The organism is Collinsella sp. TM06-3 (assembly GCF_003436395.1).
Classification (GTDB): domain Bacteria; phylum Actinomycetota; class Coriobacteriia; order Coriobacteriales; family Coriobacteriaceae; genus Collinsella.
Genome location: NZ_QSPG01000008.1, coordinates 22,691 through 47,264, shown reverse-complemented (window position 1 = coordinate 47,264; position 24,574 = coordinate 22,691). Strand labels below are relative to the sequence as shown.

21 protein-coding genes are annotated in these 24,574 nt (G+C 62.4%); 16 read left to right on the top strand and 5 right to left on the bottom strand.

The genetic code is table 11. The features are described 5' to 3' along the window. Positions 1-161 precede the first annotated feature (161 nt). Positions 162-599, bottom strand: coding sequence for a universal stress protein (locus DXD56_RS05020; RefSeq protein WP_117583590.1), 438 nt, complete (start codon positions 597-599; stop codon positions 162-164). A 249-nt stretch (positions 600-848) separates the two neighbouring features. On the opposite strand from DXD56_RS05020, the gene DXD56_RS05015 reads away from it, so the two are divergent. Both DXD56_RS05015 and DXD56_RS05010 read left to right on the top strand, forming a co-directional pair. After that, a complete protein-coding gene (locus DXD56_RS05015; RefSeq protein WP_117640389.1) occupies positions 849-1,829 on the top strand; it encodes an undecaprenyl-diphosphate phosphatase in 981 nt (326 codons plus the stop codon). Between the two features lie 227 nt (positions 1,830-2,056). Further along, positions 2,057-4,951: an ATP-dependent helicase gene (locus DXD56_RS05010; RefSeq protein WP_117640388.1), complete on the top strand. Its 2,895-nt coding sequence runs from the start codon at positions 2,057-2,059 to the stop codon at positions 4,949-4,951. Between the two features lie 394 nt (positions 4,952-5,345). On the opposite strand, the gene manA is transcribed toward DXD56_RS05010, so the two are convergent. After that, entirely contained in the window at positions 5,346-6,278 is a 933-nt protein-coding gene (gene manA, locus DXD56_RS05005) for a mannose-6-phosphate isomerase, class I (protein WP_370446006.1), read from the bottom strand. A 75-nt stretch (positions 6,279-6,353) separates the two neighbouring features. Continuing rightward, positions 6,354-7,073: a GntR family transcriptional regulator gene (locus DXD56_RS05000; protein ID WP_117640386.1), complete on the bottom strand. Its 720-nt coding sequence runs from the start codon at positions 7,071-7,073 to the stop codon at positions 6,354-6,356. A 340-nt stretch (positions 7,074-7,413) separates the two neighbouring features. On the opposite strand from DXD56_RS05000, the gene DXD56_RS04995 reads away from it, so the two are divergent. The 3 genes from DXD56_RS04995 (at position 7,414) to nhaA (ending at position 11,085) form a co-directional block, all read left to right on the top strand. Further along, entirely contained in the window at positions 7,414-8,367 is a 954-nt protein-coding gene (locus DXD56_RS04995) for an ROK family protein (RefSeq protein WP_233524936.1), read from the top strand. Positions 8,368-8,535: 168 nt separating this feature from the next. Further along, positions 8,536-9,459 (top strand): manganese-dependent inorganic pyrophosphatase, encoded by a 924-nt coding sequence (locus DXD56_RS04990; protein WP_006235927.1) that lies wholly within the window; start codon positions 8,536-8,538, stop codon positions 9,457-9,459. 267 nt (positions 9,460-9,726) lie between these two features. Beyond that, positions 9,727-11,085: a Na+/H+ antiporter NhaA gene (nhaA, locus tag DXD56_RS04985; protein ID WP_117640384.1), complete on the top strand. Its 1,359-nt coding sequence runs from the start codon at positions 9,727-9,729 to the stop codon at positions 11,083-11,085. Between the two features lie 373 nt (positions 11,086-11,458). Here nhaA and DXD56_RS04980 read toward each other — a convergent pair whose 3' ends face one another. Further along, positions 11,459-11,713: a hypothetical protein gene (locus tag DXD56_RS04980; RefSeq protein ID WP_022093864.1), complete on the bottom strand. Its 255-nt coding sequence runs from the start codon at positions 11,711-11,713 to the stop codon at positions 11,459-11,461. A 149-nt stretch (positions 11,714-11,862) separates the two neighbouring features. On the opposite strand from DXD56_RS04980, the gene DXD56_RS04975 reads away from it, so the two are divergent. The 7 genes from DXD56_RS04975 (at position 11,863) to DXD56_RS04945 (ending at position 18,815) form a co-directional block, all read left to right on the top strand. Then, positions 11,863-13,167, top strand: coding sequence for an aminotransferase class I/II-fold pyridoxal phosphate-dependent enzyme (locus tag DXD56_RS04975; RefSeq protein WP_117637072.1), 1,305 nt, complete (start codon positions 11,863-11,865; stop codon positions 13,165-13,167). 65 nt (positions 13,168-13,232) lie between these two features. Beyond that, positions 13,233-13,547 (top strand): STAS domain-containing protein, encoded by a 315-nt coding sequence (locus tag DXD56_RS04970; protein WP_117640383.1) that lies wholly within the window; start codon positions 13,233-13,235, stop codon positions 13,545-13,547. A gap of 153 nt (positions 13,548-13,700) precedes the next feature. Next, positions 13,701-14,273, top strand: a complete 573-nt coding sequence (locus DXD56_RS04965) for a twin-arginine translocase TatA/TatE family subunit (protein ID WP_158549333.1) — start codon at positions 13,701-13,703, stop codon at positions 14,271-14,273. Continuing rightward, entirely contained in the window at positions 14,273-15,064 is a 792-nt protein-coding gene (gene tatC / locus DXD56_RS04960) for a twin-arginine translocase subunit TatC (RefSeq protein WP_055285525.1), read from the top strand. The genes DXD56_RS04965 and tatC overlap by 1 nt, the downstream gene beginning before the upstream one ends. A gap of 6 nt (positions 15,065-15,070) precedes the next feature. Further along, on the top strand, positions 15,071-15,427 hold the full coding sequence (gene hypA, locus DXD56_RS04955; protein ID WP_117640381.1) for a hydrogenase maturation nickel metallochaperone HypA: 357 nt from the start codon (positions 15,071-15,073) through the stop codon (positions 15,425-15,427). A gap of 55 nt (positions 15,428-15,482) precedes the next feature. Continuing rightward, the gene (gene hypB / locus DXD56_RS04950; RefSeq protein WP_117640380.1) at positions 15,483-16,166 is read left to right on the top strand and encodes a hydrogenase nickel incorporation protein HypB; all 684 of its coding nucleotides are present in this window, start codon (positions 15,483-15,485) and stop codon (positions 16,164-16,166) included. A gap of 54 nt (positions 16,167-16,220) precedes the next feature. Continuing rightward, a complete protein-coding gene (locus tag DXD56_RS04945) occupies positions 16,221-18,815 on the top strand; it encodes a DNA topoisomerase I (protein ID WP_117640379.1) in 2,595 nt (864 codons plus the stop codon). 142 nt (positions 18,816-18,957) lie between these two features. On the opposite strand, the gene DXD56_RS04940 is transcribed toward DXD56_RS04945, so the two are convergent. Beyond that, a complete protein-coding gene (locus tag DXD56_RS04940) occupies positions 18,958-19,941 on the bottom strand; it encodes a zinc-ribbon domain-containing protein (protein WP_117640378.1) in 984 nt (327 codons plus the stop codon). A 219-nt stretch (positions 19,942-20,160) separates the two neighbouring features. Here DXD56_RS04940 and tmk point away from each other — a divergent pair, with 219 nt between their 5' ends. The 4 genes from tmk (at position 20,161) to DXD56_RS04920 (ending at position 24,573) form a co-directional block, all read left to right on the top strand. Continuing rightward, entirely contained in the window at positions 20,161-20,844 is a 684-nt protein-coding gene (gene tmk / locus DXD56_RS04935) for a dTMP kinase (RefSeq protein WP_117640377.1), read from the top strand. Between the two features lies 1 nt (position 20,845). Continuing rightward, positions 20,846-21,973, top strand: coding sequence for an ATP-binding protein (locus DXD56_RS04930; RefSeq protein ID WP_117640376.1), 1,128 nt, complete (start codon positions 20,846-20,848; stop codon positions 21,971-21,973). Further along, positions 21,964-23,664 (top strand): regulatory iron-sulfur-containing complex subunit RicT, encoded by a 1,701-nt coding sequence (locus tag DXD56_RS04925; protein ID WP_117629902.1) that lies wholly within the window; start codon positions 21,964-21,966, stop codon positions 23,662-23,664. Before DXD56_RS04930 ends, DXD56_RS04925 begins: the two co-directional genes overlap by 10 nt. 102 nt (positions 23,665-23,766) lie before the next feature. After that, positions 23,767-24,573 (top strand): ComF family protein, encoded by an 807-nt coding sequence (locus DXD56_RS04920; protein WP_233503119.1) that lies wholly within the window; start codon positions 23,767-23,769, stop codon positions 24,571-24,573. The last annotated feature ends 1 nt before the right edge of the window (position 24,574 follow it).

Genomic DNA, 24,574 nt, shown 5'->3' with positions numbered 1-24,574 from the left:
AAACGGGGCGGCACGCCATCTTTTATCAGCCAACTCGCTGAAGTAAGGCTGCGAAGGCCGCGAGGCCGGGAGGGGTTTCCTAAGGGCACATCCCGCAGCCGCAACGCGGCGAGGACGTGCCCGTGGAAACCCCGCAGGCCCCGCGGCCGGTGGGAGCAACGCTACTTTACGACCAAAATGTCGCAGTCGGTATTGCGCAGCAGGAACGTCGAAATCGAACCCAGAAGCGCATACTTGATCGAGGACAGGCCGCGAGCGCCGCAGAGCACCAGGTCGGGCTTGACCACGTCGAGCATCTCGTCTTTGAGCGTCTCGCGAATACGACCGGCACGTATCATAACCTCGACCTCGGGAATATCGGGATTGGCCTTGGCCTCTTCGAGCTGCTTTTCGATGGAGTTCTTAAAGGCCTCCTCCAGACCGTTGACCAAATCGACCGGATAGGAGCCGGCGCTCTCGAGCGCCGTGGAATCGATAACGTGGCCGATAATCAGCTTGGCGCCGTTGTTCGCGGCGACCTTGATGGCGCGTGCGAGCACAAAATCCTGCTGCTCAGTACCGTCGAGTGAAACAAATACCTTGGTGTAACCCTCGTTCATGGTTTCCTCCTTGGTCTATCGCACGGGCGCGGGGCTCGTGCGTCGGGCGGGCGCGGGTGCGTTGACCGCCGGACACTTTATCTTGTTGCAGTTATACCCAAGGATTTCGGTTTAACTGCTCGCAATTCTGTGAACGGGCGAGTTTTTTGGTAAGGGTAGGCGCGGTCGCACCGCCAACGGTTGATAATGGGACATCGCCCGCATCGTCCGCAGAACATCTACCGGCGGGTGTCTAACGAGGGGGTCCCTTTGGATATTATCGAGCTTCTAAAATCTGCCTTCATGGGCCTGGTCGAGGGCATCACCGAATGGCTGCCCGTTTCGTCGACGGGCCACATGATCTTGGTGGACGAGTTCGTCAAGATGAACGTGAGCGAGACGTTCTGGAATATGTTCCTGGTCGTGATTCAGCTCGGCGCCATTCTGGCCGTCTGCGTGCTGTTTTTCCACGAGCTCAACCCGTTCTCGCCCAGCAAGGGCAAGGAGGGCCGTCGCGACACCTGGGTGCTGTGGGGCAAGATTGTGCTCGGTTGCATTCCTGCGGCGGCGATCGGCCTGCCGCTCAACGACTGGATGGAGGAGCATTTCTACAACGCTCCCGTCGTGGCGCTGGCGCTCATTGTGTACGGCGTGCTGTTTATCGTGATCGAGAACTGGCGCGCGAGCAAGCGCGAGGAAATGGCCGTTGCCGGTTCGTTTGGTTCGCGTGCTGTGGTGTCGGGTGGACGTCCCGCCGGTGCGCACTTTGCGGCGCCCCCCACGGTTACCGCTGAGGATGAGGACGATGACGAGAATCTGGACTTTGGTTCCATCGCCACGCTCGAGGACCTCAGCTGGAAGACTGCGCTGGGTATCGGCTGCTTCCAGGTGCTTTCGCTGGTGCCTGGTACGTCTCGCTCCGGTTCTACCATCATCGGCGGCCTGCTTTTGGGCTGCACGCGCTCGGTGGCGTCTAAGTTCACGTTCTTCCTGGCCATCCCTGTCATGTTTGGCGCGAGTGCGCTCAAGCTGGTCAAGTACTTCATCAAGGGCGGCACGTTCGGCACCAACGAGATCGCCATCTTGGGCGTGGGCTGCGTTGTTGCCTTTGTGGTTTCGCTCATCGCCATCAAGTGGCTCATGGGCTTCGTCCGCCGTCACGACTTTAAGTGCTTCGGTGTTTACCGCATCATCCTGGGCATCGTAGTGCTCGCATACTTCTTCGTTCTGGAGCCCATGCTCGGCCTCTAACTTAGTCGACGCTGCGCGGCGGCCAGAGCGACAGCTTGTCATTCAAAGAGGGTGGCATGACCAAAAGGTCTATGCTGCCCTCTTTTTTGGGCGATGGGGTGGGTCCGATGGTGGCGCACGGAGTCGTGGTGTGATTTGCGTCGGTGTCCGCGCGGCTCGGTATACTGGTACGGCTCAAACTATGGCGCTGCCCGCAGGCGCGCCGTCCGTCAGATGAGGAGTCGCCCATGACCCAGCCCCTGCCCTGGGAAAAGAACACTGCCGCGCCCGTGCCGCCCGCGCCGGAACCCGTGCCACTCGATGCATGCACCGCCCCCGCTGCGCCGGAGCTCGTTCCGCTCGACATCTACGACGCTCCCGCGCCGGCGCCCAAGCCCGCCAAGCCGCTCGTCGACATCGACAGCCTTAATCCCGCCCAGCGCGAGGCGGTCCTGTCCACCGAGGGCCCGTTGCTGGTGCTCGCCGGCGCCGGCTCGGGCAAGACCCGCGTCTTGACCTTCCGCATCGCACATATGCTCGGCGACCTGGGTGTTAAGCCTTGGCAGGTTCTTGCCATCACGTTTACCAACAAGGCTGCGGCCGAGATGCGCGAGCGTCTGGCGGCACTCATCCCAAGCGGCACCCGTGGCATGTGGGTGTGCACCTTCCATGCCATGTGCGTGCGCATGCTGCGCGAGGACGCCGACCTGCTGGGCTATACCGGCCAGTTCACCATCTACGATGACGACGACTCAAAGCGCATGGTGCGCGACATTATGCAGGCGCTCGGCATCGAGCAAAAGCAGTTCCCCATCAACATGATCCGCAGCAAGATCAGCTCTGCTAAAAACGCCATGATCGGGCCCGAGGACATGCTCAAGAGCGCCGATAGCCCCAACGACAAAAAGGCCGCGCAAGTCTACCTGGAGCTGGAGCGCCGCCTGCGCGCCGCCAACGCGATGGACTTCGACGACCTGCTCGTGCGCACGCTCGAGCTACTGCGCACCCGCCCCGAGGTGCTCGACAAGTACCAAGAGCGCTTCCGCTACATTAGCGTCGACGAATATCAGGACACCAACCACGTCCAGTACGAAATCGCCAACCTGCTGGCCGCCAAGTACCAAAACCTCATGGTCGTGGGCGACGACGACCAGTCCATTTATAGCTGGCGTGGCGCCGACATCACCAACATCCTGGACTTTGAGCAGGACTTTAAAAACTGCAAGACCGTCAAGTTGGAGCAGAACTATCGCTCCACGGGTCACATCCTGAGCGCCGCCAATGCCGTTGTTCGCCACAACTCGCAGCGCAAGGACAAGCGCCTGTTTACGGCCGAGGGCGATGGCGAGAAGATTCAGGCTTTCCAGGCAAGCGACGAGCGCGACGAAGGTCGCTGGATTGCCGGCGAGATCGAAAAGCTGCATGCCAAGGGTACGAGCTACGACGATATCGCCGTGTTCTACCGCACCAACGCCCAGTCGCGTATCCTCGAAGATATGTTCCTGCGCGCGGGCGTGCCCTACAAGATCGTCGGCGGCACGCGATTCTTCGACCGCGCCGAGATTCGCGACGTCATGGCCTATCTCAAGATGATCGTGAACCCGGCCGACGAGATGAGCGTCAAGCGCGTCATCAACACGCCGCGCCGCGGCATCGGCTCCACCTCGATCCAAAAGATCGAGCAGCTGGCGCGCGACAACCGCTGCTCGTTCTTCCAGGCCTGCGAGATCGCAACAGCCGAGACGGGCATGTTTAGTGCCAAGGTGCGCAACGGCCTGTCGAGTTTTGTGGCGCTGGTGCGCGAGGGCCGCCGCATGGACGGCGAGCTCAAGGACGTCGTCGAGATGATTGTCGATAAGACGGGCCTGCTGCAGGCGTTTCGCGCCGAGGGCACCATGGAGTCCGAGAGCCGCGCCGAGAACATCCAGGAATTCCTGGGCGTCGCCGCCGAATTTGAGGAGACGCACGAGGATATCGAGGGTACGCTCGAGAGTCTAGAAGAGCTGCGCGCGGCCGGTGTTGCCGACGTGCCGTCCGTCGCCGAGTCCGAGTCCGTCGTGGTGAGTGCGCCCGCGTCCGAGCCGGGGCCGTCCGCTCCGGCATCCTCGTTTGAGGCACTTGTCGGCGCTCGTGACGCCGCGGGCTCCAATCCGCTCGATAGCCTAGCCGCCCCGGCGCTCTCGCCGCAGGATGCCCTGGCCGCCGCCATCGCGGGCAACGCGTATGCCGTGCCAACAGAGCTACCGGCGGGCGCCGTGCATGCCGACGAGATCGAGCGCACCTACGGTCCGCTCACCTGTAAGGCACTGCCGGCACTCATGGAGTGGCTGGCCCTGCGCTCCGACCTGGATTCCCTGGCCGGCGAGACGCATGCCATTACCATGATGACCATCCACTCCGCCAAGGGCCTGGAGTTCCCGGCGGTGTTCGTGGCCGGCATGGAGGAGGGTATCTTCCCGCACGTGCACGACTTTGGCGGCAGCGATGACCCGGGCAAGCTCGAGGAGGAGCGTCGCCTGGCCTACGTTGCCATCACGCGTGCCCGTAAGCGCCTGTTCCTGACCTATGCGGCCACGCGTCGCACCTACGGCTCGACCTCTGCCAACCCGCGCTCTCGCTTCCTCAACGAGATTCCGTTTGAGGATATCGAGTTTAGCGGTATCGGTTCTGCCGGTTTTGAGGGCACGGGCTGGGAGAAGCGCGGCGACCGTCACGGCACCTTTGGCTCGGGCATGGGCTCGGATATGTATGGCGGCAAGGTGTTCGGTTCGCATACGCGCTCGACCGGCGGTTCCGGTTCGCGCGGCGGATCGAGCTTCGACGATTTCTTTGGTGGCAGCACCTATGGCACCGAGCGCCATCGCGGGGTTTCGCCCGACGCCGGCCGTGTTGCCTCGACCTTTGGTTCGGGCGCGCCGCGAGCTAAAAAGCCGTCGTCCAAGGTGTCGCCGACGGTGGAGCGCAAGGTCGATCGCGCCAGCGCGTCGCAGGACTTTGCCGCGGGCGATACCGTGAGCCACAAGACCTTTGGCACCGGTACCGTGATCTCGGTCGCCGGAGACATGATCGAGGTTCAATTCGAAAAGACCGGCCAGACCAAAAAGCTCATGAAGGGCTTTGCGCCTATAGTGAAACTGACCTAGGCGGCTTTCCCAGGCACGGCACCTCGGCCTTCAATCGTCGGGCATGACCTCAAGGTCTATGCCCTCCTCTTTCAGGCCGATCTGCCGCACCTGGAAAACCCGTACATCCGGCTAGGCGGGCGCGCCGGGGGGCTTTGGTCGCCTGCTCGGGCAGTCCTGCGCAAGACGGAGAGCACATTAAGTGGCCTCCTTTGCGTGCGGAACTCGCGATCGATGTTGCCCTATACGCCCGCCCAGGTCCTTGGGTAACGTTGCTGGACGAACGTCGCTTTGCTCGTTCGCTTTTTGGTCTGGAGAGCAGGGTGGGCTGATAAATAGATAAATAGATACGAGTAGGGGCTCCTCCGTTGATGAACGGGGGAGCCCCTTGTTTCGTTTTGGTTGTTGTTGCGACCTAGAGGTGGCTGATGATCAGTTCCATCTTGCCTTCGAGGTCAATGGAGCTGACGGTGCTCGGAGCTAGCAGGTGGCTTCCCTTGTGGACGGGGTCGCCGCAGACGGTGCCTTCGCCGTCGATGACCGACAGACACATGAAGGGCCAGCGCTGGTCGAGGGTCTTGCTGCCGTCGACGCGCACGCGATCGACGGTGTAGCAGGGGTTGGACTCGAGCTCGGTCACGCCATCGACCTCGGGCGCGGTCACCGTGCCGTCGGTCGGAGCCTGCGCGTTAAAGTCGATGCAATCGAGGCTCTGCTCAATGTGCAGCGGGCGCAGCTTGCCGTCGGTGCCGGGGCGGTCGTAGTCGTACAGGCGATACGTCACGTCGCTCGATTGCTGCGTCTCTAAAATGAGCGTGCCGGTCTTGATGGCGTGCACGGTACCGGAATCAATCTGGAAAAAGTCACCCTTGTGAATCGGCAGCACGTTGAGCATGTCGTCCCAGCGGCCGTCTTCGATCATCTGTGCGGCCTCGGCACGATCCTTGGCGCGCTGCCCGACGATGATCGTGGAGCCGGGCTCGCAGTCCAGCACATACCAGCACTCGGTTTTGCCCAAGCTACCGTTCTCGTGCTCGGCGGCGTACTCGTCGTTGGGATGGATTTGGATCGAAAGGTCGTCCTTGGCGTCCAGAATCTTAATGAGCAGCGGGAACTCCTTGCCCTCGCAGTTGCCAAAGAGCTCGCGGTGCTCGGCCCACAGCCATGACAGCGTGTGACCGGCGTACGGGCCCTCAGCGATCTGGCAGTCGCCGTTGGGGTGTGCCGAGATGGCCCAGCACTCACCGATGGGACCCTCGGGAATGTCATAACCAAATACGGTTTCGAGCTGGCGGCCGCCCCAGATCTTCTCGTGAAAGATCGGCGTCAGTTTAATCAAATCGGACATGTTCATACCCCCATGGTGTTGTGCGGTCGCCCACTCTAAACGAGCCATAACGTGCGCCCGCATGACTACAAAAACCTATGCCAACGTTACGTTGTGCAGCTCAAAGCGGTCACCAACGTTGCGCGAGATCGAATGCTCAAAGGCGGTGCCGCTATCCAAAAAGCCAATCTGGTTGAGCTCGAGCAGGGGAGAGCCGGGTTTGGTGTCCAGGCGCTCAGCCTCTTCCTCGGTTGCCGCTACGGCGCGAATGGTGCGGTGGAAGCTCGAAATCTTCAGCCCGCATTGCTTGCGGATGAAGCTGTAGACCGATCCATACAGGTCTTTCTTTTTAAGGCCCGGAATCAGCTCGAGGGGCATGTAGGTGTACTCGATAACGATGGGCTTCTCGTCGACCTGGCGCACGCGCACGATGTGATAGGCAAAGTCGTCCTCGGCAATTCCCAGCTGAGTTGCGACGTCCGCTGGTGGATTGACAATCGAGAAATCGTAGACCACCGAGGTCACCTTCTCCCCGCGGTGCTCATACGAAAAACCCTGGGCGCGGTCATTTTTGCCCTGGAAAAATGCCTGGTCGGGGAGACCCGCCGTGTCCTTAACGTAGGTGCCCGACCCGCGCCGGCTGGTGACAAGGCCCTCCTCGGTGATCTGCTCGATAGCTCGTTTGACGGTGATTTTGGAAACGCTATAGAGCTCGCAGAACTCAACGACGGTGGGTAACTTGTCGCCCGGCTTAAGGGAGCCGTCCTCGATGCTTCGACGGATATCTGCAGCTATCGCCTCGTATTTGGGAATCATGGAACCTCCTTTCCGGCTTGATTGAGTACAGAAGAAAGTATAGTCAACACCTAAGCATCCCTATTGCGTTTTTGAAAAGTTCGAGAAAGGTTTAATTAAAAAACGCTTCTCTTTAAAAACTAGAGCGCTCTAAATGAATATGCACTCGAATAATGTGGTATTGAGCAAATTGATTGGCTCGAGGACGGGGCTGGGCTGTTTTGCCGCCCAGCGAACCGAATCTCATGCTTTGAGTTTCCCCAGATAAAACCCGCCAAAACAAACCTGTCCCTTTTTGGCAGGTTTTTGCCTGGGGAGCGGTACCATACAGGCAATGTTTAAACGAGAAAGGCGGGCTCCCATGGAACCTAAGCAGTACTACATCGGCATTGACGTCGGCGGCACTTCGGTTAAGGAGGGCCTGTTCGACGAGGACGGCAACCTGCTGGCCAAGGCCAGCGTGCCCACGCCTCCCATCGTTGACGCCGCGGGCTTTGCCGCGGTGACCGAAGCTATCGACCAGGTGGTCGCCAAGGCCCAGATTCCGCGTGCCTTTGTGGCGGGCATTGGTCTGGCCGTTCCGTGCCCCATCCCGGCATCGGGCGATGCCAAGGTCAAGGCCAACATTGCCATTAACCTGCCCGAGCTAAGAGTCGCCATTCAGGAGCACTGCCCCGACGCGGTCGTTAAGTACGAAAACGATGCCAACGCCGCTGCCATGGGCGAGGCCTGGCTCGGCTCTGCCAAGGGCGTACAGAACGTGGTGATGGTCACCATCGGTACCGGCGTGGGCGGTGGCGTTATCGTTAACGGCGACGTGGTATCGGGCGTTGTGGGTGCCGGCGGCGAGATTGGCCACATGTGCCTGAACCCCGAAGAGGAGCGCACCTGCGGCTGTGGCGGCCATGGCCATCTGGAGCAGTATTCCAGCGCCACCGGCGTGGTGAGTAACTACCTTGCCGAGTGCAAGAAGGCGGGCGTCGAGCCCATCGAGCTGACCGGCCCCTCCGATTCCAAGGACGTGTTCCAGGCCTGCCGCGAGGCCGACAAGCTCGCGCTGGCCGCGGCCGATACCATGGCCGACTATCTCGGCCGCGCACTGGCGCTTATTGCCAACGTGGTTGATCCCGAGATGTTCCTCATCGGCGGCGGCGCCTCCGCCTCGGCCGATGTCTACCTCGACAAGGTTCGCGAGCACTTTAAGCAGTACGCGCTTTCCGCCTCGCGCGAGACGCCCATTAAGGTCGCTTCGCTCGGAAACGACGCCGGCATCATCGGTGCCGCCTACGTAGCCCTGCGCGCCGCCGGCAAATAGCTGGTGCAAGGGGGACAGGTTACTTTGCACCAACATGGTGCAAAAGGGACAGCCTTGGCCCCCGTGCCTGCGCCCCAAAATATGCCGTGGCCCTTCCGTCTGCGAAGGCTCGGCATCGGCGTGCTACCATAGCTACGTCCAAGTACACATATCAAGTGGAGGATATCCATGGCAAACGTTCTTGTCTTTGGTCACCAGAACCCCGATAACGACGCCATCATGAGCGCCGTCGTCCTGTCCCAGCTGCTCAACCAGGTTGAGTATGCCGGCAACACCTACGAGGCCTGCGCCCTTGGTCAGCTTCCGGCAGAGTCCGCCAAGCTGCTCGCCGACGCCGGCATTGCCGAGCCCCGCGTGATTGAGTCCGTCGAGGCCGGTCAGCTTGTCGTCCTCACCGACCACAACGAGTCCGCCCAGTCCGTCGCGGGCCTTAAGGACGCCACGGTCTTTGGCGTCGTCGACCATCACCGCATCGGCGACTTCGAGACCGCCGGCCCGCTGCATTACATCTGCCTGCCCTGGGGCTCCAGCTGCACCATCGTCACCAAGCTCGCCGGCGTGCTCGGCGTTGAGCTTTCCGACGTACAGGCCAAGCTGCTGCTCTCGGCCATGATGACCGACACGCTCATGCTCAAGAGCCCCACCACCACCGATGTCGACCGCGCCGTCGCCGCCAAGCTCGGCGAGCAGGTGGGCGTCGACCCGGTCAAGTTTGGCATGGAGGTCTTCCTCACCCGTCCGTCCGGCTCCTTCACTGCAGCCGAGATGGTCGGCAACGACATCAAGATGTTCGAGCCCGCTGGCAAGAAGCTGCTCATTGGCCAGTACGAGACCGTCGACAAGAGCCGCGCACTCGGCATGATCGACGAGATTCGCGAGGCCATGCGTGCCTACGCCGCCGAGAAGGGTGCTGACGGCATCGTCCTGTGCATCACTGACATCATGGAGGAGGGCTCGCAGGTCCTGCTCGAGGGCGAGACTGAGGCCGCTCAGAAGGGCCTGGGCATTGCCGACGAGCACGACGGCGTCTGGATGCCGGGTGTCCTCTCCCGTAAGAAGCAGGTCGCTGCCCCCATCATGGCCGCCTGCTAGGTTTAGTTGACCAAACGCTACGACCGGATCGCGGACGCCCCGCGCTCCGGTCGTTTTTTGTGCACGGTGCCGCGTCGTCTTTTGGACAGGCGTGCCCGTGCCGTTGAACAAATAATGTTCAACCTGTGGTTCCGCTTTTCGGCCATGCCTGCGTGCTTGTCGTGCAGGGTAGGCTAGATGCAAGCGTAATACGTTAGAGCGCGGCGCCGCCACTTGGGCGGGCCGTGCTTTTTTAAGACGGGAGCTTTCCCGTGAAAGGAGCCGCCCATGGCAGCAACTGAGCAGCTGTTCAACGTTCGTGAGCGCAAGCGTTTTGAGCGCCACGACATTTGGGAGCGCATCGCCGAGAACGGCACGATTTCCGCCGCCGTTATGGTCTTCGCCGCCATCGCCGCCGTCATTTGCGCCAATACCGATGCCTACGAGGCCATCCATCACTTTTTGGAGACCCCGCTGTATGTGGGTCTGGGCAACCTTACGGCCGGTCTCACCGTCGAGCTATTCGTCAACGACTTCCTCATGGCGATTTTCTTTTTGCTGGTGGGCATTGAGCTCAAGTATGAGATGACGGTCGGCGAGCTCAAAAACCCGCGCCAGGCTATGCTTCCCATGCTGGCGGCCGTGGGCGGCGTCGTCGTTCCCGCCTGCATCTACTTGATCTTCAACCATGCTGGCGCCCGCAGCGGTTGGGCCATTCCCATGGCAACCGATATTGCCTTTGCGCTGGGCGTGCTGTCGCTTTTGGGCAATCGCGTGCCCAACGGCGTGCGCGTGTTCTTCTCGACGCTCGCCATCGCCGACGACCTCATCTCCATCGCCGCCATCGCCATCTTCTACGGTCAGAGCCCCAATCCGTTTTGGTTGGGCGCCGCCGCGCTTGTGACCTGCGCGCTCGTGTGGCTCAACAAGACGCAGCACTACCGCCTTGCCCCGTATTCGGTACTGGGTCTGCTGTTGTGGTTCTGCATGTTCAAGAGCGGCGTGCACGCTACGCTTGCTGGTGTCATCTTGGCCTTTACCATCCCGGCCAAGTGCGGTGTCAAGCTCGATAGCCTCACCGATTGGTTGGGCGAGTGCCTGCCGCTGCTCGATGATCGCTACGACGACGAGGCGCACATCCTGGGCCAGCATGACTTTACCGTCTCGACCACCAAGGTCGAGCGCGTCATGCACCGCGTGACCCCGCCGCTCATCCGCATGGAGCGTCTGATCTCCACGCCGGTCAACTTCGTGATCCTGCCGATCTTTGCGTTCGTGAACGCGCAGGTTCGCCTGGTGGGCGTGGACATGAGCACGCTGCTCACCGACCCGGTGACGCTCGGCGTGTACTTTGGCATGCTGCTGGGCAAGCCGATCGGTATCTTTGGCATGACGTTTGCCCTGGTTAAACTCAAGATTTCCGAGTTGCCGCATAATGTCAACTGGCACATGATCGCCGGTGTGGGCATTCTGGGCGGTATCGGCTTTACCATGTCGATTCTCATCAGCGGCCTTGCTTTCCCGACGGCCCAGTTTGAGGTTCTTGCAGCCAAGGCCGCTATTCTCGCCGGTTCGGTCACCGCAGCCGTGCTCGGCATGATCTACATGAGCGTGGTCTGCAAGCATCCCTCGCCCAAAGACGAGTAAGAGCGCGAAAACCGGCTCCAGAACCGATTCGGGCGCGTTCAAAATGCGGATTCGGGCGGTGCTTGCCGCCTGCCAGACACGCCAGTGGTCAAAAAACGCCGTTTGTGAGTACTGTCACAAACGGCGTATCATTTTAGGTGCGGAAAATAATGAACAAAGTTATAAGAACTGTACGTTAATGAGTGACCATCGACTTCCAATTTGGCGCTAGCTGACGGTGATTAGGAAGTTTCAAGTCGAGTTTTGCCGATTTCGACCAAGAATCGCTGCTACTAAAAAGGTAACAGTACTCATATTTGCCCTTTTTTGGCCACAAGCTCTAAAACAAGCCTCGCCAAGGTCGGGAAGCGGGCCAAATCGCCGGCTTCGAGGCTTATTCCACCGTTCCGTAGACGGCGCCCCAGCCGTGGGCGGCCAAGGCGGAGTTGAGCTGGTCGCAAAGTGACTGGCGGTCGTAGTAGCCGGGCGGCAAAAGATTCACGATCTCCATGAGGTCGGGCGCCAGGTCCAAGATTTCGGCCTGTACGATCAGATCCAGGCGGTCGATGGCGTGGCGGTCGTAAAACAGTCCGTCGACCAGGCGCTGCAAGTCGCCGAATTCCTCGGCCTGAAACGATCCGTACTCCATAGTGCCTCCTTGGGCGCCCCACGCCGGCATGCGCGGCGATTCGTAATTGATTGCGATGAACTTAATCTATCACGGCTTCATAACGTTGCGGCGGTGGCGGTCTATACTTAGACGAACTGCAACGTACCGCTTCGCGAAAGGTCGCACCCATGCAGACGATCTACCAGAAGATGGAAACCACCGAACTCGATGCCGCCATCGAGGCGCTCAAAGCCGAGGTCGCCGAGGTCAAGGCCAAGGGCCTGGCGCTCGACATGGCCCGCGGCAAGCCGTCGCCCTCCCAGGTGGACATCTCGCGCCCCATGCTCGATATCCTCAATGCCGACGCCGATCTGCACGACGGCAACGTCGATTGTTCCAACTACGGCTGCTTTGAGGGCATTCCCTCGGCACGCAAGCTGGCAGGGGAGTTCCTGGGCTGCCCCGCCGAGCAGACGCTCGTGCTGGGTTCGTCGAGCCTTTTGATCGAGCATGACATCGCCGGCATGTTCTGGCGTTGTGGCTCGTGCGGCAGCGAGCCCTGGGACGCCTACGAGGCCGCGCACGACGGCAAGAAGGTCAAGTTCCTGTGCCCTGTTCCCGGCTACGATCGCCACTTTGGCATCACCGCCGATCTGGGCATCGAGAACGTCCCCGTCGCGATGACCGACAACGGCCCCGACATGGACGAGATCGAGCGCCTGGTTGCCGCCGACGATTCCATCAAGGGTATCTGGTGCGTGCCCAAGTATTCCAACCCCACGGGCATCACCTTTAGCGAGGACACTGTGCGCCGCTTGGTCGAGATGCCCACGGCCGCGCCCGATTTCCGCATCTTCTGGGACAACGCCTACTGCGTGCACGACCTGTACGACGAGACCGACGAGCTCGCAAACATCTTTGACCTCGCTCGCGCGGCGGGCACCGAGGATCGCGTGGTGGCCTTTGCCTCGACGTCCAAGATCACCTTCCCGGGCGCCGGCATCGGCTTTATCGGTGCGAGCCCCGCGGTCATCGCCGAGTTCTCCAAGCGCCTGAAGGCCGGCCTCATCAGCGCCGACAAGCTCAACCAGCTGCGTCACGTGCGCTTCCTTCCCACCATCGAGGCGGTCAAGGAGCACATGAAAAAGCATGCCGAGTTCCTGCGCCCGCGCTTTGAGTCCGTCGAGCGCAAGCTCACCGAGGGCTTGGGCGACACGGGCTGTGCCACCTGGACGCATCCCCGCGGCGGCTACTTTGTGAGCTTCGATGGTCCCGAGGGCTCGGCCCAGAAGGTCGCCGCGCTTTGCGCCGACCTGGGCGTCAAGCTCACGCCGGCAGGTGCCACCTGGCCTTATGGCAAGGATCCGCGCGACACCAACATCCGCATCGCGCCGAGCTATCCCACGGTCGAGGACCTGGAGGCCGCGCTCGATGTGCTGGTGCTGGCCGTCAAGCTCGTCGCTGCCGAGCTTGCGCGTGCCGAGCGCGCCTAGCGAGTATGGCCCCGCAAGTCCGGCCCAGTACTATCCGCACTTTCGATACGTAAAGGAGCGTATACATGGATTTGGGTATTTCCACCAACCCCACGCCAGAGCTCTACACCATTAAGGTGACCGGTGAGATCGATATCTCTAACGCCGATAGCCTGCGCAATGCCATCGACCTGGCGCTCGAGCAGCCCACTGAGGCCGTTGAGCTCGATTTTGCCCAGGTGAGCTACATCGATTCGACGGGCATTGGCGTGCTCGTGGGCGCCGTGCACCACGCGGTCGACCACGGTAAGCGCTTTAGCTGCACCAATGTGCAGCCTCCGGTGATGCGCGTGGTTCAGCTGTTGGGTGTCGACCAGGAGATTTCGATCACCGCTGCATAATCTTGGCCCCCAAAAGGGCGTGCCGTTTGGCATATGTTTGTGATGCGCTCGGACGTTTTGGCGTCCGGGCGCTATACTTGACCGAATGAATAGACGAGTTCCGGCCGAATGGCGCGGTGCGGGCTCGACTCACATCGAGCCTTGGAGGTATGTGTGTTTGGTATTGGAGAGGGTGAGCTCGCGATCATCGTGGTCTTCGGCTTTTTGCTGTTTGGCCCGGATAAGCTCCCGCAGATGGGCCGCACGATCGGCCGTGCCATCCGTCAGTTCCGCGAGACGCAGGAAAAGATGACGGCCGTTGTTCAGTCCGAGATTATCGATCCGGTAAGCGAGGCCGCGTCGGCGCCGGTCAAGCCCAAGAAGGCCGCTGCGACCGACGACGATTCCGATGCGGACGAGGAAGCCGCCGAGACGGCTGCGCCAGCAAAGAAGGAGACCTTCGCCGAGCGCCGTGCCCGCCTTGCTGCCGAGAAGGCTGCAAGCGAGGGTGCCGCTGAGGGCGAGGCCGCTGCCGAGGAGGCCGAGAGTGCAGAGCCCGCCGCCGCTGTCGAGCCCGAGCCTGCTGCAGAGCCCGAGCCCGAGCCCGAGCCGGCAGAGCCCACGACGGCTGACCTCTACGCCCGTCGTCCCCGCAAGCGCAAAGCCGTCGCCGACCAGCTCGCTCGCGAGCTCGAGGCCGAGGACGACACTGCTGCCGCCGATGCCCCGAAGGGAGGCGATGAGTAATGCCTATCGGACCTGCGCGTATGCCGCTCTTCGATCACCTGGGAGAGCTCCGTCGCCGCCTGACCATCGTGGTCGTGTCGGTGTTTGCCGCCGCCATCGTGCTGTACTTTGCCACGCCCGTGGTACTCGATATCCTCGAGGATCCCATCCGCTCGTTTGTGCCGGACGGTAAGTTCTACATCACCACCACGCTCGGCGGTTTTGGCCTGCGCTTCTCGCTGGCCATCAAGATGGCCGTGGTCATGTGCACGCCCATGATCATCTGGCAGATTCTGGCATTTTTCCTGCCGGCACTGCGCCCCAACGAGCGTAAATGGGTCGTACCCACGGTGCTCGCCTCGACGGTGCTGTTCTTCTTGGGCGCCATCTTCTGCTACTTCATCATTATCCCGGCGGGCTTTGAGTGGCTCATCGGCGAGACTTCGGCCGTCGCCACGGCGCTGCCCGACCTGGAGAACTACGTCAACATGGAGCTGCTCTTTATGATCGGCTTTGGTGTGGCGTTTGAGCTGCCGCTCATCATCTTCTACCTGTCCGTTTTCCACATCGTGTCCTATGCGGCCTTCCGCAGCGCCTGGCGCTACGTGTACGTAGGCCTGCTCGTGGGTTCGGCTGTGATTACGCCCGACGGCTCGCCCGTTACGCTGGGTCTCATGTATGGCGCCCTGCTCTCGCTCTACGAGATTTCGCTCGCCATCGCTCGCGTGGTCATTACCGCGCGCGAGGGCAAGGAGGGCCTGTTCGTGAGCCGTCTGGACCTGTTCTCGGACGACGAGGACGACGAGGAGTAAATCGGTATGCACGAGGTTGGCATTGTCAACGGCATACTCGATACAGTGATTCGCGCGGCGCGTGGGGCGGGGGCCTCGCGCGCCGTTTTGGTAACGCTGCGTATCGGGGATATGACCGAAGTTGTGCGCGAGGCGCTCGACTTTGCGTGGGAGACGTTTCGCGACGATGACCCGCTCACGCGCGGCTGCGAGCTTGCCGTGGAGGAGGTCCATCCACAAAGCGAGTGTCTGGACTGCGGCGAGGTTTTCGACCACGATCGCTTCCACTGTCGCTGTCCCCAGTGTGGTGGTGCCAACGTGCGCCTACTGCACGGCCGCGAGCTCGATATCGCAAGTATCGAAATCGAAACCCCCGACGATTAGCCCGCTAGCCATCTGGTGATGGGGTATAAAGGGGCCAAAGTAAGGAGCGCTAAGTATGGCCGAGAAAACGATTGATATTGCGTCGCCGATTCTGTCGCGCAACGAGCGCCTGGCAGATCAGCTGCGTCAGCGATTTGAGCAGACGAACACCTACGTGATCAATGTGCTGTCGAGCCCCGGCTCGGGTAAGACCACCACGATTCTGGGCACCAACGAGCGCCTGCGTGACAAAGCCGGCCTGCGCTGTGCCGTCATCGAGGGCGATATCGCCTCGGATGTCGACGCCATCACCATGAAGGAAGCCGGCATGCCCGCCATCCAGATCAACACGGGCGGCCTGTGCCACCTCGAGGGCAACATGATCATGGAGGCCGTCGACGCCTTCGACCAGGCCGTCGGTCTGGAGAACATCGACGTCATCTTTATCGAAAACGTGGGTAACCTGGTCTGCCCGGTCGACTTTGACCTGGGCGAGAACCTGTCCATCATGATTCTCTCGGTGCCCGAGGGCGACGACAAGCCCATCAAGTACCCGGGCATCTTCCAACACGCCGGCGCGCAGCTGCTCAACAAGGTCGACGTGGCTCCGGCTTTCGATTTTGACATGGATAGGTATACTAAGACACTCGATGACCTCAATCCGCAAGCGCCGCGGTTTGCCGTGAGCGCGCGCAAGGGCGAGGGCATGGATGCCTGGTGCGATTGGCTCATCGGGCAGATTGAGCAAGCAAGGGCGTAAGTCGGCCGCCATAAGCGCGGGCGCAGCCGCAGAGATATGAGATAGGAGCCTCTTTTGAAGCTCATCATCGCCGAGAAAAACGACGCCGCACGTCAGATTGCCGAGCGGCTGTCCACGGGCAAACCCAAAAAGGACAAGGTGTACAACACCGCCATCTACCGTTTTGAGTGGAAGGGCGAGGAATGCGTGACGATCGGCCTTGCCGGTCACATCCTTGCGCCCGATTTTTGCGACAGCGTGCTGTTCGATAAAAAGCTGGGCTGGTATTCGGTTACCGAGGACGGCGAGATGCTGCCGGCCGACATGCCCGATGGCCTGGCTCGTCCGCCCTACGACACCAAGCGCAAGCCGTTCCTTGCCGACGGCATTTCCATCAAGGGCTGGAAGCTCGAGAGCCTGCCTTACCTCACCTGGGCGCCCGTCATTAAGCTACCGGCCGAGAAGGAACTCATTCGTTCGCTCAAGAACCTTGCTAAAAAGTCCGACAGCGTCATCATCGCCACGGACTTCGATCGCGAGGGCGAGCTGATTGGCTCGGACGCCCTCAACAAGGTGCGCGAGGTTGCGCCGGACTTGCCGGTCGCCCGTGCCCAGTATTCTTCGTTTACCAAGGCCGAGATCACGCACGCCTTCGATAATCTCGTCTCGCTCGACCAGAACCTGGCCGACGCCGGCGAGAGCCGTCAGCACATCGACCTTATCTGGGGCGCGGTGCTCACGCGCTATCTGACGCTCGCCAAGTTTGGCGGCTTTGGCAACGTGCGTTCCGCCGGTCGTGTGCAGACGCCGACGCTTGCCCTGGTGGTCGAGCGCGAGCGCGAGCGTATGGCGTTTGTGCCCGAGGACTATTGGCAGATTCGCGGTATGGGTGCCGCGCAGGGTGCCGCCGAGGACGACCGCTTTAAGATCGCGCACAAGACAGCGCGCTTTACCGACAAGGATGCTGCCGAGACGGCGTATGGTCACGTCGACGGTGCCAAGACGGCGATCGTTGCCGCGGTGACCAAGCGCTCGCGTAAGCAGCAGCCTCCCACGCCGTTTGCGACGACCTCGCTGCAGGCTGCCGCTGCGGCCGAGGGCATCTCGCCTGCGCGTACGATGCGCATCGCCGAGTCCCTCTACATGGCCGGTCTCATCAGCTACCCGCGTGTCGACAATACCGTGTACCCTGCGACGCTCGATCTGGGCGCCGTGGTGAGCGACCTGGCAAAGATCAACCCGGCGCTGGCGCCCGTGTGCAAAAAGGTGCTCGCCGGCCCCATGAAGCCCACGCGCGGCAAGGTCGAGACCACCGACCACCCGCCTATCTACCCCACGGGCGAGGGCGATCCGTCCACGCTCGACGGCGGCCAGCGCAAACTCTATGACCTCATCGCCCGTCGCTTCCTGGCAACGCTCATGGGGCCCGCGACCATCGAGAACACCAAGCTTGAGCTCGACGTCAACGGCGAGCCGTTCGTGGCTTCGGGCGACGTGCTCGTGACCCCGGGCTTCCGCGAGGCATATCCGTACGGCCTCAAGCGCGACGAGCAGATGCCGCCGCTTGAGCAGGGCGACACGGTCGACGTGTTCGACATTAAGCTCGAGGCCAAGCAGACCGAGCCGCCCGCGCGCTACAGCCAGGGCAAGCTCGTGCAGGAGATGGAAAAGCGCGGCCTGGGCACCAAGTCCACGCGCGCGAGCATCATCGAGCGCCTGTATGCCGTGCGCTATCTCAAAAATGATCCCGTTGAGCCGAGCCAGCTGGGCATCGCCATCATCGACGCGCTGTCGCAGTTTGCCCCGCGCATCACGAGCCCCGATATGACCAGCGAGCTCGACGGCGACATGACCCGCGTGGAGCGCGGCGAGGACACCGAAGAGCATGTCGTGACGCACTCGCGCGCGCTGCTGGCCGGCGTGCTCGACGAGCTGCTCAAGCATACGCAGGAGCTGGGCGACGCCATCAGCGACGCCGTCACGGCCGATGCGCGCGTGGGCGCCTGCCCCAAGTGCGGCAAGGACCTGGTTATGAAGACGAGCGCCAAGACCCGCGGCAGCTTTATCGGCTGCATGGGTTGGCCCGACTGCGACGTGACCTATCCGGTGCCGAGTGGCGTCAAGGTGAGCCCGCTCGAGGGCGAGGCCGCCGTGTGCCCCGAGTGCGGCGCGCCGCGCATCAAGTGCCAGCCATTCCGCCAGAAGGCCTTCGAGATCTGCGTGAACCCCACGTGCCCCACCAACTACGAGCCCGATCTTAAGGTGGGCGAGTGCAAGGTGTGTGCCGAGGCCGGACGTCACGGCGACCTGATCGCGCACAAGAGCGAGAAGAGCGGCAAGCGCTTTATCCGCTGCACCAACTACGATGACTGCGGCGTGAGCTATCCGCTGCCGGCGCGCGGCAAGCTCGAGGCGACGGGCGAGACCTGCCCCGAGTGCGGCGCCCCCATCGTGGTGGTCAACACGGCGCGCGGTCCGTGGCGTATCTGCGTCAACATGGACTGCCCGACCAAGGAGAAGAAGCCCGCCCGCGGTCGCAAGACCACAACCAAGGCGAGCACGGCAAAGAAGACGACGGCGGCCAAGAAGACGACGGCTAAGAAAGCCACTGCCGCCAAGAAGACGACCGCGAAGAAGTCGACTGCCAAGAAAACAGCCGCCGACAAGTAACGGCGCAGTCGAAACATTGCCCAAAAAAACGAGCGAGGACCCCGCGATCCTCGCTCGTTTTTTTGACCGGCAGTTAGGGATGTTCTTTTTCTGCCGGCAGTTTAGGAACGTCCCTAACTGCCGGCTCGGGAACGACAAAGCGCTAGTTCACCTCGACAGGCTTGGCGCCGGGATAGCGCTCCTCAAAGTCTAGGCGGTACTTATTGTCATTGGTGCCCGCCACGTTGTCGCGCGACAGCGGCGCCACGATCTCATTCTTGTGGTCCGCAGGCTTGGCGTATTTCAGGCTGATCTCCCAGGCATCACAGATTGCGTCAATGCGGTGATCCAGGTCGTCGTACAGGGCGATGATGTCCTTCCAGGAGCTGTAGTTCTTGGAGCTCGTCGGGACGTCCAGGTCCTCGACGATGTCGTAATACTGCTCGATGGTGTCCTCCGTGCGCTCGGCGACGTCGGCGAGATTTTGACGGGTGGTTCGATCCTCTTCCAGATAGTTGCCGTTGAAGTTCTGCGCGCAGCCACGGACCTGGCTGTCGAGATCTTCGAGCAGGTCGTAGTATTCGCTCAGGCGGCGGTAGAGGTTCTGCTCAGAGAGCGTTGCTTCGCCGCCATCCTCGTCGTCATCATCGTCATCGTCGTAAAGGCTATTGGGATCGCCGAGAGGCTCAAGGTCATCATCGTCAACATCGTGGTGCAGCTTGGTAACCTCGGCGGTCGTCTGCGTACCGGCGTTGTCGAAAGGCTTGATCACAAAGAAAATGACCAGGGCGATGATGATCGCCACCAGCACAACGATAACGGCGATAAGCGGCCCGGTGCCGCTCTTTTTGGAAGCGGGGGTCTGTGGCGAAGCGGGCGCGTGTGCGGGAGCCGGCTGCTGTTGGGGCGAGCCGCTCGCGACGGGTATGCGCTGCGTGGTCTCGACGGCCTCGGTCCTTGCGGCGGGGTCGGGGCTATAGGCGAGGGGGTCGTCCGCCTTGGCTTGCGGCGCATCAAGGGAGCCGGTCTGCTCAAAAGCGGGCTGGCTATCGCTCGCGGCTGTTTGCTCAACGGGTGCACCGCACGAGGTGCAGAACTTGGCATCATCTGCAAGACGCTTGCCGCACGAGGCGCAATACCGAGACATTGCCACTCCTTTCGCCACATTTCAATGCAATACGACGATTATACCCAGCGTACAAAAAAGCCGGCAGTTGGGGACGTTCCTTTTCTGCCGGCAGTTTAGGAACGTCCCCAACTGCCGCCCCAAACGACTAGGTCGGATTTGGGGTGCACCGGACGCTGGGGTATCATGGCTTGGTTGATATATCTGCATTTACGCGCCTTGTAGGAAGGGGCTGCGCCCATGGCTTTTGAGCCCGCTCAACATAGCTTCATTACGCTCGAGGGCGTCGATGGCGCCGGCAAGTCCACGCAGGCGCGCCTGCTTGCCCGCGCGCTCGAACTCGCTGGCTATCAGGTTGTGAGCCTGCGCGAGCCGGGCGGCACTGCCATCAGCGAAAAGATTCGCGCCCTGCTGCTCGACCCTGCCAACACGACGATGGGCGATACCTGCGAGCTGTTGCTCTACGAGGCTGCGCGTGCCCAGCTGGTGCACGAGGTCATCGCGCCCGCCCTCGCTGCCGGAAAGGTGGTCCTGTGCGATCGCTTCTACGATTCCACGACCTGCTACCAGGCATTTGCCGATGGGCTCGACCGCCAGATGGTGCGCGACGCCAACAACCTGGCCGTCGCGGGAACGCACCCGGCGCTCACACTCGTCTACCACATCACGCCCGAGCAGGCGGCGCTGCGCATGGCAGCCCGTGGCGCGGCAGATCGCATGGAGGCTAAGGGCATGGCATTCCAGGAGCGTGTCTACGAGGGGTTTTGCGCAATTGCTGCCGAGGAGCCAGACCGCGTAAAGCTCATCGACGCCACTACGACCGTCGAGGAAGTCTTCGAGAAGACGGTCGAGCAGGTTCGCGCGTACGGTCTCGACATTCCGCAGGAAGCCGTCGCCACCGCGCTTGCCAAGGAGGCCGAGTAACATGGCCCCTGCTCAGGCAAGCCTGCTGACCAAGCTCGACACCCAAGAGCGCGTGCGTGACTTTTTGACCAATGCCGTCGCTAGCGGTCGCGCATCGCACGCCTACCTGTTTTTGGGCGCGCCCGGCGCGGGCAAGCTCGACGCCGCGTGGGCGCTCGCCCAAGCCTTCCTGTGCGAGCAGGATGGCTGCGGCTCATGCGATAGCTGCGTGCGCGTCGCCCGCCATACGCACCCCGACGTGCACTATTACACGCCCGAGAGCGCTACGGGCTACCTCATCGCCCAGACCCGCGAGCTGCTCGACGACGTGCCGCTGGCGCCCATCCGTGCCAAGGCCAAGGTCTACATCATCGACCGTGCCGAGCAGCTGCGCGCCAACACCGCCAACGCACTGCTCAAAACACTCGAGGAGCCGCCCGAGGGCGTTATGTTTATCTTGCTGGGCACCTCGGCAGACGTGATGTTGCCCACCATCGTGAGCCGCTGCCAGTGCGTGCCGTTTCGGCTGGTATCGCCCGCCGTCGCCGCGCAGGCCGTGAGCCGCGCCACCGGTCAGGACCCTGCGCGTTGCCGCATGGCCGTCGCCGTAGCGGGAAGCCCAACGCGCGGCATCGAGTTCCTCAAGAGCGCCGAGCGCCATGACGCCCGCCGTCAGATGGTTCGCGCCATCGATTCGCTTATCGCCGCCGACGAGGCCGACGTGCTCAGCCGCGCCAAGTCGCTCATCGTCGCCGTTAAGGCGCCGCTCGCCGAGGTCAAGTCCACGCAGGAAAAGGTGCTCGAGCAAAACGCCGACTACCTGTCGCGTGGAGCATTGAAGCAGCTTGAGGACCGCAACAAGCGCGAACTCAACGCGCGCGAGCGTTCGGGTATCATGGAAGCGCTGGCGAGCGCGCGGACGCTCATGCGCGACGTGCTGCTGACGCTTCAGGACGAGGCGGCCGACGTGGTGAACGAAGACGTGCGCGACACGATCGGGCGGCTTGCCGCCGCGACCAATGTTGCGGGTGCCACGCGGGCGCTCGAGGCAGTCGCGACCGCCGAGCGCAACATCGCCAGAAACGTTACTCCCCAGCTGGCCATCGAGGTCATGCTGTTCGATATCAGGAAGGCAATGAAATGCCGTTAGTCGTACCCGTTAAGTTTACCTACGCCTCGCGCGACCTGTGGTTCGATCCGCAGGATTTGGATATCCTCGAGGCCGATTATGCCATTTGCTCCACCGAGCGCGGAACCGAGATCGGCCTGGTCACGGCCGATCCCTTCGAGGTGCCGCAAGACGAGATCGGTCAGCCGCTCAAGCCCGTGCTGCGCGTGGCGAGCGACATCGACCTGCAGCTTGCCGACGACCTGGCCATCCAGGGCGACGAGGCCATGGTCGACTTCCGCCGCCTGGTCAAGGAACTCGACCTCGAGATGAAGCCGGTGGGCGTCGAGTACCTGTTTGGCGGCGAGAAGGCCGTGTTCTACTTTGCGGCCGAGGAGCGCGTCGATTTTCGCCAGCTCGTCAAGGATCTGTCCTCGACGCTGCACATTCGCGTCGACATGCGCCAGATCGGCGTGCGCGACGAGACTCGCCTGGTGGGCGGCTATGCCCAGTGCGGCCAGGAGCTCTGTTGCACGCGCTTTGGCGGACAGTTTGAGCCCGTCTCGATCCGCATGGCAAAAGAGCAGGACCTGCCGCTCAATTCCTCCAAGATCAGCGGCGTTTGCGGCCGCCTGATGTGCTGCCTGCGCTATGAGTTCGAAGCGTACAAGGACTTTAAGAGCCGTGCGCCCAAAAAGAAGACGCTCATCGATACGCCGCTCGGCAAGGCGCGTATTCAGGAATATGACACGCCGCGTGAGCAGCTGGTGCTGCGCCTGGAGAACGGCAAGGTCTTTAAGGTCAACCTGGCCGATATGACCTGCTCGGAGGGCTGCAAAAAGAAGGCCGCCGAGCAGGGCTGCAACTGCCGCCCCGACTGCGTGACGCGCGACGTGCTCGAGCGCATCGAGTCGCCCGAGATGCGTCTGGCGCTTATGGAGCTCGACCGCGAGAACGGCGTCGACGTGGGCGATGGCCTGTCGAGCGCCGACCGTCTGGCCGGTACGTCGATGCCCAAGCGCCGTCGTCGCGATGCTGAATCCGATGCTCGCGCCGGTCAGGGGCAGGGCGAGGGCCGTGGCCGCGGAAAGGGCCGCAGCAAGGCCGAGGCGCCTGAGGTCGAGGATACCGCCGGTGGCCGTCGCCGCCGCAAGCGTGCGGGCTCTGCCGATGCCGGCGAGGCCGCAGCCGCCGGCAAGAACGGAGCTCGCGAGCGCGAGGTTCAACAGCCCCAGCAGCAAAACCGCGGCGGTGGCATGAACCCCACGCGCCGTCGTCGCCGTCATCTGTCGAGCGAGGAGCGCGAGGACGCCTTCCGCGCCGCAGCTGCTCGCGAGGCTGGTGCCGCTTCCAAGGGCGCCTCGGCCTCCGACGCGCCTGCCGACAAGGGCGGCAAGTCACGTGGCGAGGAGGAGCGCGCGCCGCGTTCGCGCCGTCGCCATTCCTCGGGCGCGCAGCAGAAGCCCTCAGTGCCCTCCGTTGCCGATCAGGTCTCGGATGGCGAGGTCAAGGTCACGCGCCGTCGTCCCGGAGATGGCGGGGGAGCGGCTGCCAAGGCTTCGCGTGGCGCCGCTCGCGACGAGCGCGAGCCGCGCGAGGATCGCGGTGGCGAGGGCTCGGCCGACCAGGGTCAAAAGCGCCGTCGCCGTCGCCGTTCCCGCAAGCCGCGCCAGGATGGTGGCGAGGGCTCGGCCCCGTCTTCGTCTGCACCACAACCGCCTGCCGGCGAATAACGCCCGCGAGCGGATTTAACCAGCCTTGCCCCAATCGCGTCGGGGTACCATAGCGCTGAATCAACAACCCTCCCTGCGATCGAACGTAGGGAGGGTTGTGTCGTGAAGAGACATTTGAATGTGTTGGGATGCCTGCAAGGTGCCGGCGCCCTACCGTTTGCGGACGGATTGCTACCGTTTGCCGAGCGGGCGGCACGCGAGGCGCTCGAGGCATTGTCGCCAACACGATGTGCCGGCTGCGAGCGCGCCGGTGCGCTTATTTGCCAAGACTGCCTGGCTGCGCTCACGCTCATCGACCCACGGCATAGCTGCACCCGATGTGGCGCCCCGTTTGGGGATTTGCTGTGCACTGAGTGTTCGGTCGAGGGCACGTCCTCGGCAATGGCGGAGGCACTCGACCGGTGCCTGGCGTGCTCCGTCTATGCGCATCCGCTGCCGCGCATCATTAAAGCGTACAAGGACGCGGGCGAGCGACGCCTGGCGCCGTATCTGGCGGAGCTGCTCTACGACACCGCCCTGCATGCCCAGGTCGTAGCGCCCGAACGCTTGGGAGGTGTGCTGTCCGGTGCGGATGCGGTGGTGTTTGTGCCTGCGACGGCGGCAGCGTTTCGGCGGCGTGGCTTTGATCATATGGAGGCCATTGCGCGCCCATTTTGCGAGCTGTCGGGTGTTCCCCTGCTCGATGCCCTCGTCAAGTACGGGCATGGCGACCAGCGCGAACTCGGTCGTGAGGAGCGTCGCGAGCGTGCCCAAGGCATGTACGAGACGGTTGAGGACGTGCACGGCCGCCGCTTACTGCTTATCGATGACGTTATCACCACGGGCGCGACCATGGCAGCAGCCTCGGCGGAGCTCAAGCGTGCCGGCGCTGCGGCAGTCGATGGCCTTGCTATCGCACGTGTTTGGTAGG